Source organism: Actinoplanes sp. NPDC051851, from assembly GCF_040681165.1.
In the GTDB taxonomy this organism is placed as follows: Bacteria; Actinomycetota; Actinomycetes; order Mycobacteriales; family Micromonosporaceae; genus Actinoplanes.
Map to the genome: position 1 here is coordinate 39,423 of NZ_JBFAYF010000060.1, position 9,837 is coordinate 49,259.

Here is a 9,837-nt window from a genome sequence, read left to right on the forward strand (position 1 = left end):
GCGATGATCTTGGTTTCACGCTGCTCAGTCGGATCCACTCGTGTTGCGCTCCTGCACGTCACCGATCATCGTTGCCGTCATGTCTGCGAGTTCCACCCTGCCCCGGATCGAGACGCCCACAGCGCCCGCCGCGTCCGCCGCACCCACAGCGCCCGCCGCCCCCGCCGCGCTCGCCGTCAGCGCCGCGTCCGCCGCGCTCGCCGTCAGCGCCGCGTCCGCCGCGCTCGCCGTCAGCGCCGCGCCCGAGAAGCCGATCGCGCCCCGGCACACCGCGACCGAGAACGCGGTCGGCATCGTCGTCGGGGCGTTCATCGCGTCGCTCGGCCTGTTCCTGATCAAGTCCGCGGGCGCGGTGACGGGTGGCACCGCGGGTCTCGTACTGCTGCTCGGCCACCTGGTCCCGTGGCCGTTCGCCGCACTCTTCGCGCTGGTCAACCTGCCGTTCGTGGCGCTGGCCTGGGCACGGCGCGGCTGGCGCTTCGTCGGCGCGTCCCTGCTCGCGGTCGCCCTGCTGTCCGCCGCGTCGCTGATGCACCCCGCGTACCTGCAGGTCTCCGGGGTGAACCCGCTCTACGGCGTCCTGGCCGGCAACCTCGCGGCCGGCATCGGCCTGCTGATCGTCTTCCGCCACCACGCGAGCCTCGGCGGTTTCACGGTGGTCGCCCTGATCTGCCAGGACCGCCTCGGCTGGCGCGCCGGGTACGTCCTGCTGGCCCTGGACACGCTGGTCGTCGGGCTCTCCGCGCTGGTCCTCTCCCCCACGAACGTGCTGCTCTCCGCGGCCGGCGCGGCGGTCCTCAACCTGGTCCTGGTGATGAACCACCGCCCCGGCCGCTACCCCGCAGCGGGCTGACGCACCGGTTCCACACTCGCACTCCCGCCCGACACGAGGCGGTGCGACGCCGGAACGCACCGGTGTATCCCGGGGTCGGTGCCGGGGCCCGGTCGCGTGCTCCGGTATCGGGACACGGTCGCGTGCCAGGGGGCGGTGGCGGACTGGACTCGCCGTCGCGGATCGTCGGCTCCACCGGCCAGCGTTCGATCATGGACCGGCCGGGCGGTACCCCGAGGGCGGCAGGCTGGCGATCCGGGGTGTCTCAGAGCAGTGGGCTGGCGATCCGGGGTGCCTGAGGTGCTCCGATAGACCCGTGACCGCCAGCCGCGCCGGGTGAGCTGGCACTCAGAGGTCACTCAAGCCCGCCGAGACACCCGTGAACGCCAGCCGCGAAGATCACCCCCGCGATTGATCATGAAATGTCGATCAAGCCGGCCAAACAGGGCCCACCCCGACCGGGCGCCCGCCCCGCAACCCCCGCCGGTGACGATCCCGCCGGAATTGACCAGGCGGCGTCAGCGCACCTGGAAAACGGCGAGCGCGGGCCGGCCATGGGCCTGCGACAGACCGCCCAGCCGGCGGGCGCCGCGGTCGCCGAGTACGCGGGACGGGCCTGGTCGGGCCGGGCGCTCGGCATCCAGAACACGGCGCAGAACGCGGTCGGCACCGCCACCCCGCCGGCGATGGGCGCGGTGATCGGCGCGATCGGGTACGGCCCCGCCTTCGCCGCGATCCTGATCTTCCCGCTGCTTGCCGCCGCCGTCATCCCCCGTACTCAAGAATGATCCGGCCGTCAAACGTCACCCGAATAGGGGACACACCGCATGGTTCAAATGAGGTTATATCGGGCATTTGCGGCGGAATTTCCGCTGTTTGCCGAAAGGGCGGTATGACGTGCTGGTATGGGATGACGCGCTGCTGAGAGAGCCGGAGAGACTCGCGGCGGTGGACAGAGCCCGGCGGGTGCTGATGAGCGACGGGCTGCCGCTGGATGAGGTCGCGCGGCTGGCGGCCGACCTGCTCGGGGCGCCGACGGCCACGATCACGCTGATCGGTGACGCGCAGGAACGGGTACTCGGCGCGCACGGTCCGCAGACCGGGGACGGGCCGCTGACCCCGATCGCCGAGACGTTCGGCGGGTACCTGATCGGCGCCGGTCACGCCCTGTACGCCGGTGACACCACGATCGACGGCGACCCGCGGGTGCGCGAGCATCCGCTGACCCGGGCCGGGATCCGCGCCCTGGCCGCCGTGCCGCTGTGCGACGCCGAGAACCGGCCGGTCGGCGCGTTCACCGTGCTCGACACCCGGCCGCGGTACTGGGGCGACCCCGAGGTGACCATGCTGACCTCGGTCGCCGGCCTGGTCACCACGGTGATCAGCCGGGAGATATCGACGGCTGCCACCTTCGACAGCGAGCAGTTGCTCGACAGCGTGCAGGAGGCCTTCCTCGCCGTCGACGTGGACGGCAGGATCCGCGTCTTCAACCGCGCGGCACAGGAGCTGCTCGGGTTCACCAGCGACGAGGTGTACGACCGGCACCTGGACGACACCCTGCAGCCGCACTACGGCGACCAGCCGATCGCCGCGGCCCTGGAACGGCTCTTCACCGCGCGGCCGCGCCGTCCGGTGCAGCGGGCGGTCAGCGTCCGCCGCGTCGACGGGAGCCGCCTGGACACCCGGGCCGCGCTCTCGGTGATCCGCAGCGCCGCCGGGCCGCTCGCCTGCGTACTGCTCACCGACCTGTCCGCCCAGACCGCCGCCGAGGACGCCGCCGACCGGCACCGGAGCTTCCTCACCGCCCTGCTCGACAGCCTGAGCGTCGGAGTGATCGCCTGCGACGACACCGGCCGGCCCATCGTGATCAACCGGGCGCTGCGCGAGGTGCACCATCTTCCCGACGACGACCGCATCCTCGACGACATTCCCGTCACCACCACCGGCGTGCTCTTCGACACCGCGATGCGGCCGCTGAGCTGGGAGGAAACCCCGCTGATGCGGGCCTACCGCGGCGAGCACCTCACCGACGCCGACATCGTGGTCCACACCGGCGACGCACCGACGCGCACGTTCACCACGAATGGGCAGCCGATCATCGGCCGGGACGGGCGGCAGCTGGGTGCGGTGGTCGCCGCCCACGAGGTCACCGCGCTGCGCCGGGCGCAACGGTTCCGGGACTGCCACCGCAGGGTCGAGGAGATCCTGCACGGGGCGCCGTCGATCGGCCAGGGCGCGCCGGAGCTGCTGCGGGCGGTGGCCGGCACCCTCGGCTGGCCGTACGCGGAGCTCTTCGTGGTCGAGAGCGCCACCGGTCAGCTCCGCGCGGTCGGTCACCACTGCGACGGCGACGAGCCGGACGGCTTCTTCGGGCACACCCCGATCCACGGCCTGGGCATCACCGGCACCGTGTGGGAGACCGGGCAACCGCTCTGGGTCGCCGACGTGTCCGAAGGCGAGGACCCCGGCACCGAGTACGAGCGGGAACGCGCCGCGGTCTACGCCCGGCACGGCGTTCGCACGATCCTCGCCGTACCGGTCCGCGACGGCGGCACCCTGCTCGGCGTGCTGACCTGTTACGCCGGATCACCCGAGGTCGGCGAGGACCTGCTGACCGTGCTGCTCGACGGCGTCGCCGCCCAGATCGGCGTCTACCTCGCCCTGCGCCGCGCCGAGGAGTTCGCCCGCCAGCTGGCCCGGGCCCAGGACGACTTCGTGGAACTCATCGGCCACGAATTGCGCACCCCGCTGACCTCGATCAACGCCAACGTGACGATCATCGCCGACGAGGCCGCCGACCTCGACCCCGAGCTCCGGCAGATGCTCGAGACGGTGGCCCGCAACACCGGCGTACTCCAGAAACTGGTCGACACCCTGCTCGACCTCGCCGGGCTGGAGAGCGGCCACGACAAGCTCGACATCACCCGCATCGACCTCGCCGCCGTCGTCAGCGACAGCCTCGCCGCCGCCCGGGCCGCCGCCACCGACCGCGGCGTGCTCCTGCACGCGCACCTCGACGACCAGCTCCTGCTCGACGGCGACGGCCGCAGGCTCCGCCAGCTCGTCGACGACCTGCTCTCCAACGCCGTCAAGTACAGCGCCGCCGGCGGCAGCGTCGACCTCCACCTGCGCCTGCACGGCGCCACCGCCGAGCTGACCATCACCGACCGTGGCATCGGCATCCCCACCGACGAACGGCCCTCGGCCTTCGCCCGCTTCTACCGGGCCAGCAACGTCCGCCACCAGGGCGTCCCCGGCAGCGGCCTGGGCCTGAGCCTCGCCCGCGCCATCGTCGGCCTGCACCACGGCACCCTCACCCTCGACGACAACGAACCCACGGGCACGATCGCCCGCGTACGCCTCCCCCTGCCCGGCTGACCGACCGCCGCTCAGCGCATCGCACGGCCACCGCCGAGCAGTGCGGTGGCCGTGCGAGGGTGCGTCTCCGCCGAGACGGGCGGCCGCTTCAGGCGGCGAGTGACGTCGGCGCGGCGATGCCGGGCTCGTCGTCGACGGCCGGCTGCCGGGACGTCTCCGGGGCGAAGGCGAGCGCCACCAGCGTCAGCAGCAGCGCCGCCGCCACGTAGACCGAGACCGCGAACGCGCTCCCGGTCGACGACACCAGCCGGATCGCGATGATCGGGGCGAGCGCCCCGCCGAAGATCCCGGCGATCTGGTAGCCCATCGACGCCCCGGAGTACCGCAGCCGGGTGGAGAAGAGCTCGGCGACGAAGGCGGCCTGCGGGCCGTACATCGCGGCGTGGGTGGCGAGGGCGACCACCACGGTGAGCACGATGATCGGGGTGCTGGCGGTGTCCAGCAGCGGGAAGAACGCGAAGGACCAGGCCGCGGCGGCGACCGCGCCGGCGGCGTAGACCGGCCGGCGGCCGTAGCGGTCGGAGAGGGCGCCGAAGAACGGGATCAACGCCAGCTGCAGGCCGGAGGCGACCAGCACGCCGGTGAGCGCGGTCGTGCGGGGCAGACCCACGGTGCCGGTGACGTACGTGAGGACGTACAGGGAGAAGGTGTAGAAAGCGACGTCGGTGCCGATGCGAGCGGCCATCGCGACCAGCAGGCCGCGCGGGTGGCGGCGCAGCACCTCGATCAGCGGGAGCCGAGCCGGGCCGTCCGTCGCCACGATCCGCGCAAACGCCGGCGACTCCGTGACCGTGACCCGAATCCAGAGGCCCACCAGCACAAGAGCGCCAGACAGCAGGAACGGGATACGCCATCCCCAGCCGAGAAAGGAGCTCTCCGAGAGGGTCGCGGAGAGTACCCAGAGGACACCGGAGGCGAGCAGGTTCCCGGCCGGTACGCCGACCTGCGGCCAGGACGCGGAGAGCCCGCGGCGCCGCGGGTCGCCGTGTTCGAGCGACATCACCACCGCGCCGCCCCATTCGCCGCCGAGCCCGAGGCCCTGCAGGAAGCGGAGCGTGACCAGCAGCATCGGGGCGGCGGCGCCGATCGTCTCGTGGGTCGGCAGTAGTCCGATCAGGAACGTGGCGCCGCCCATCAGCAACAGCGTGGCGACCAGGACGCTCTTGCGCCCGGTGCGGTCGCCGAAGTGACCGAAGAGGATCCCGCCGAGCGGCCGTGCGACGAAGCCGACCGCATAGGTGGCGAACGCGAGCAGGGTGCCGGTGAGCGGCTCGAACGTGGGGAAGAACAGCTTGCCGAAGACGAGCGCGGCGGCCGAGGCGTAGAGGAAGAAGTCGTACCACTCGAGGGACGTGCCGATCAGGCTGGCCAGGATGACGCGACGACTGGTGGTCATGGCTTGGCTCCTACGGTGGGTGGTCGTGGGATGCGTGGTGCCGTGTGCCACACTCTAGGAATCGTTCAACAATCCGGCAATACCTCAATGTGAAGTCTGTGTAACCCGACAGATGCGGAGAGTCATGCGCATTCGCCCCGCCGGTCCGTCGGCCGTCCTGCTCGAACTCGACGACGCCGAGGCGGTCTCCGGCGCGTATCGCCTGCTCACCACCGCGCGCAACCAGGGCCGGCTGACCGCGCGGGAGATCGTCCCGGCGGCCCGCACCGTGCTCATCGACGGCGTCACCGACCCCGGCCCGCTCACCGCCCTGCTGCGCGAACCCACGTCCACACCGGAGACCGAAAGATCAACACCGACGATCAAGATCCTTGCGACGTACGACGGTGACGACATCGACGACGTCGCGCGGCTCTGGCACACGGACCGGGCGGGCGTGGTCGCGATCCACACCGGCACCGCGTTCCGCGTGGCGTTCTGCGGATTCGCACCGGGCTTCGCGTACCTGACCGGTTTGGATCCGCGCTACCACGTACCGCGCCGCCCGTCGCCGCGCACCCGGGTACCGGCCGGCACGGTCGCGCTCGCCGGCCCGTACAGCGGGGTCTATCCCACGGCGTCACCGGGTGGGTGGCAGTGCATCGGGCGTACCCGGGAAGTGCTCTTCGACCTTGAATCCGACCCTCCCGCGCTGCTCACACCCGGTGCTGTCGTGCGCTTCGCCGAGGCGGCATGAGCGCGGCGCTCGAGGTGTTGCGTGCCGGGGTGCGCACCACCGTGCAGGACCTCGGCCGGGCCGGGCTGGCCCACCTCGGCGTACCGCGATCCGGGGCGGTCGACGCGGGCGCGCTGCGCCTGGCGAACCGGCTGGCCGGCAACCCACCCGAGGCCGCGGGGCTGGAGATCCTGCTCGGCGCCGCGCGGCTGCGGGCGACCCGGGCGGTCACCGTCGCGGTCACCGGCGCCCCCTGCGCGATCACCGCCGGCGGACGGCCCGCGGCTCACGGGCTACCGGTCGGCGTGCTGGCCGGGGAGGTGATCAGCATCGGTCACGCGAGCGCGGGGCTGCGTGTCTATCTGGCGGTCGGCGGCGGGATCGCGGTGCCGCCGGTGCTGGGCAGCCGGTCCACCGACACGCTCTCCGGCCTCGGGCCCGCCCCGGTGCGCGACGGCGACCTGCTCCCGATCGGCCCGGTGACCGGGCCGCCGCCCGCGGTGGACCTGGCGCCCTATCCGCTCCCCCGTCACGACCTGCGGCTGCGGGTCTGGCTCGGCCCGCGCGACGACTGGTTCACCCCGGCCGCGCTCTCCACGTTGTTCAGCGCGGAGTACCGGGTCGCGGCGGAGACCGACCGGGTCGGTGCGCGGCTGACCGGGCCGGCGCTGACCCGGGCCGTCGACGGCGAGCTACCCAGCGAGGGACTCGTGCTCGGGGCGATCCAGGTACCGGCCGACGGCCAGCCCCTGATCTTCCTGGCCGACCATCCGACGACCGGCGGCTACCCGGTCATCGCCGTGGTGGACCCGGCCGATGTCGATCAGCTCGGCCAGGCCCGCCCGGGCACCGCGATCCGCTTCGTTCGTCAGTTTCGTTCTTCTCGTCAGGAGACCAGTGCGCCCGTGGCGGCGTAGGCGGCCAGCAGCTGCCTCTCGGCGTCGTCGAAGTAGCGCTGGAGCGCCGCCTCGGCCGCCGCCGGGTCACCCGCCGCGAGCAGTTCGTAGAGCGCCCGGTTCGCCGCGGTGTAGGGTTCGTGCAGCTGGCGCGGGTCGGCCACCACCAGGAAGACCAGGCGCAGCTCGGCCAGGAGCGCCCGGACCGCCTCGGCCACCCGCCGGCTGCCCGCCAGATCGGCGATCGCCTGATGGAACCGCATGTTCGCGGTACCCACCGCCGCCCAGTCCCCCCGGCCCGCCGCCTCGTCGGCCGCCGCGATCGCCGCGCCGACCCGGTCCACGGCCACCGCCGGGACGGCGGTCAGGTTCCGCAGCGCACCACACTCCAGGATGCGGCGCAGCGCGTACAGATCCTTGATGTCCTCGACGGTGAGCAGCCGGACGAACACACCCCGGTTGAGCTGGTGCTCCAGCAGCCCCTCATGGGCGAGCAGCCGAAACGCCTCCCGCAGCGTGTTCCGGGAGACCCCGAGCGCTTCACGCAGGTGCTCCTCGCTCAGCCGGGTGCCGGGCCGGAACACCCCCTCGGTGATCCGCTGCCGCAGGATGTCGGCCACCCGCTCCGCCGTACTCCCCCGATCGAGCAACGCCCGATCCCCGGCCAGCCGCACACCCCAGTCCTCATCCACGCCCAAATCGTAGAACAATCCCTCGACGGCGCCGTCACCCATCTCGCCTTGCCAGCGGCGTTCCCGCTGAACTGTCCGCCTCCCACGCCGAGGCCTGCGCCCGGTCCCGGCCCTCCAACCACAGGCAGCCGGTGCGGATCGGAACCCGTCACACCCCGGCGCGGAGGGCGGCGAAGAGGCTCTCGAGGCGGGTGCGGTGCTGCTCGGCCGTCGTGGGCGAGCCCGCGATGCTGCGGCGGGCGTTCTCGGTCAGGACCGTGGTGTAGCCGGCGATGAAGAATGCGGCGAGCAGGGTGCTGTCGCCCTCGAAGTGCGGGTCGCGGGCGAGTTCCTCGACCAAGGCGTGCTGCAGCTCGGCGGCGAGCTCTCGGGCCCGCGCGGCAAGGGGTGCGGAGGCGGCCACCGTACGGAAGAAGGGGGTGGATCTGTCGTCGAGGCCGGAGAGGCCGTGCCGGTCGGCGGCCAGCCGGAGTGTCAGGTCGTGCAGTGACGACAGCACGTCGGTGCCGGGCGGGCGGTCGCGGACGGCGGAGCGCAGCAGGAGCACGGCGTCGTCGGCCCGGTCGAGGAGCAGGTCTTCCTTGCGGGGGAAGTGCTTGAAGACCGTCACGCTCGAGACGCCCGCCTCGCGGGCCACGTCGGCGACCGTGACGGCGTCGAAACCCCGTTCCAGGAAGAGCCGGGTCGCTACCTCGGAGATTCGGGCCCGGGTCGTCGGGCCGCCTCGTGCATCCGTCCGTGCCATGTGACTCCCTCTGCCGTCGCGCCGAATCTTAGCTAGGTTGTCTGACTAAGTTTAGTCAGTTAGCCTAGTTGGCATGACAGAGATCGTGATGCCACGCCCACCGTTCGATGCCGAGCTCGACGTCGTGCTCGCCGCCATGCAGGAGAGGGGGCCCTTCGTCCTGACGGCCGAGATGCTGCCGCGGATGCGCATGCTGGAGATCACCGAGGCGGAGCTCGACGAACGCCTGCGCGCCCGGGGGCTGGAGCGCCGCACCGTGACCGTTCCCGGTCATCGGGGCGACCCGATCGATCTGGCGATCATCGGGCGCATCGGGCGCACCGGAACGGCGGCGTGCTTCTACACCGTGCACGGCGGCGGCATGATGTTCGGCCACTACCTGGGCAATCTGGACTCGTACGACGACTGGCTGTCGACCCATGACGTGGTCCTGATCAGCGTCGACTACCGGCTCGCGCCGGAGCACCCCGATCCCTACCCGGTCGAGGACTGCTACGCCGGGCTGGTCTGGACCGCGGCGCACGCGGACGAACTCGGCATCGACCCGGACCGCATCGTGCTCGTCGGGCAGAGCGCCGGCGGTGGCCTCGCCGCGGGGACCGCCCTGCTGGCCCGGGACCGGCGGGGGCCGCGCCCGTACGCGCAGATCCTGATCTCGCCGATGCTCGACGACAGCGACTCCACCGTCTCGACCCGGCAGATCGACGGTGTCGGGGTCGCCGACCGGGCCCTGACCCGCTTCGGGTGGACCGCCTACCTGGGTGACCGGCGCGGCGGGGACGACGTCAGCGTCTACGCGGCACCGGCCCGGGCGACCGACCTCACCGGCCTGCCCCCGACCTACCTCGACTGCGGCAGCGCCGAGGTGTTCCGGGACGAGACGGTGGCCTACGCCAGCCGGCTGTGGGCGGCCGGCGTCCAGGCCGAGCTGCATGTCTGGCCGGGCGCCTTCCACGGCTTCACCAGCATGGCGCCGCACGCGGTGCTCTCCCGGACCGCCGTCTCGGCCCTGGCCGACTGGACCGACCGCCTCCTGGGCGCATGACCGCCCGGGCGCGGCGGGCGAGACCAGCGTGACCGGCCGAACCCGGCGGGCGAGACCAGCGTGACCGGCCGAACCCGGCGGGCGAGACCAGCGTGACCGGCCGAACCCGGCGGGCGAGACCAGCGTGACCGGCCGAAC

Annotated in this window: 9 protein-coding genes; 6 read left to right on the plus strand and 3 right to left on the minus strand. The window is 72.5% G+C overall.

Annotated elements, in window-relative coordinates; translation table 11 throughout:
- Positions 1-79 precede the first annotated feature (79 nt).
- From AB0M08_RS38175 to AB0M08_RS38185, 3 genes are all read left to right on the plus strand, one after another.
- Positions 80-853, plus strand: a complete 774-nt coding sequence (locus tag AB0M08_RS38175; RefSeq protein ID WP_364504661.1) for a YitT family protein — start codon at positions 80-82, stop codon at positions 851-853.
- Between the two features lie 533 nt (positions 854-1,386).
- Complete coding sequence (locus AB0M08_RS38180; RefSeq protein WP_364504663.1) at positions 1,387-1,620, plus strand: hypothetical protein; 234 nt, start codon at positions 1,387-1,389, stop codon at positions 1,618-1,620.
- 160 nt (positions 1,621-1,780) lie between these two features.
- Positions 1,781-4,210, plus strand: a complete 2,430-nt coding sequence (locus AB0M08_RS38185; RefSeq protein ID WP_364504665.1) for an ATP-binding protein — start codon at positions 1,781-1,783, stop codon at positions 4,208-4,210.
- Between the two features lie 88 nt (positions 4,211-4,298).
- Here AB0M08_RS38185 and AB0M08_RS38190 read toward each other — a convergent pair whose 3' ends face one another.
- The gene (locus tag AB0M08_RS38190) at positions 4,299-5,606 is read right to left on the minus strand and encodes an MFS transporter (protein WP_364504667.1); all 1,308 of its coding nucleotides are present in this window, start codon (positions 5,604-5,606) and stop codon (positions 4,299-4,301) included.
- Positions 5,607-5,730: 124 nt separating this feature from the next.
- On the opposite strand from AB0M08_RS38190, the gene AB0M08_RS38195 reads away from it, so the two are divergent.
- Positions 5,731-6,342, plus strand: a complete 612-nt coding sequence (locus AB0M08_RS38195) for an allophanate hydrolase subunit 1 (protein WP_364504669.1) — start codon at positions 5,731-5,733, stop codon at positions 6,340-6,342.
- Positions 6,339-7,238, plus strand: a complete 900-nt coding sequence (locus AB0M08_RS38200; protein ID WP_364504671.1) for a biotin-dependent carboxyltransferase family protein — start codon at positions 6,339-6,341, stop codon at positions 7,236-7,238. The genes AB0M08_RS38195 and AB0M08_RS38200 overlap by 4 nt, the downstream gene beginning before the upstream one ends.
- Here AB0M08_RS38200 and AB0M08_RS38205 read toward each other — a convergent pair.
- The gene (locus AB0M08_RS38205) at positions 7,208-7,909 is read right to left on the minus strand and encodes a GntR family transcriptional regulator (protein ID WP_364504673.1); all 702 of its coding nucleotides are present in this window, start codon (positions 7,907-7,909) and stop codon (positions 7,208-7,210) included. The two genes, AB0M08_RS38200 and AB0M08_RS38205, sit on opposite strands and share 31 nt — an antisense overlap.
- A 148-nt stretch (positions 7,910-8,057) precedes the next feature.
- Positions 8,058-8,654, minus strand: a complete 597-nt coding sequence (locus tag AB0M08_RS38210; RefSeq protein WP_364504675.1) for a helix-turn-helix domain-containing protein — start codon at positions 8,652-8,654, stop codon at positions 8,058-8,060.
- Between the two features lie 73 nt (positions 8,655-8,727).
- On the opposite strand from AB0M08_RS38210, the gene AB0M08_RS38215 reads away from it, so the two are divergent.
- On the plus strand, positions 8,728-9,699 hold the full coding sequence (locus AB0M08_RS38215; protein WP_364504677.1) for an alpha/beta hydrolase: 972 nt from the start codon (positions 8,728-8,730) through the stop codon (positions 9,697-9,699).
- The last annotated feature ends 138 nt before the right edge of the window (positions 9,700-9,837 follow it).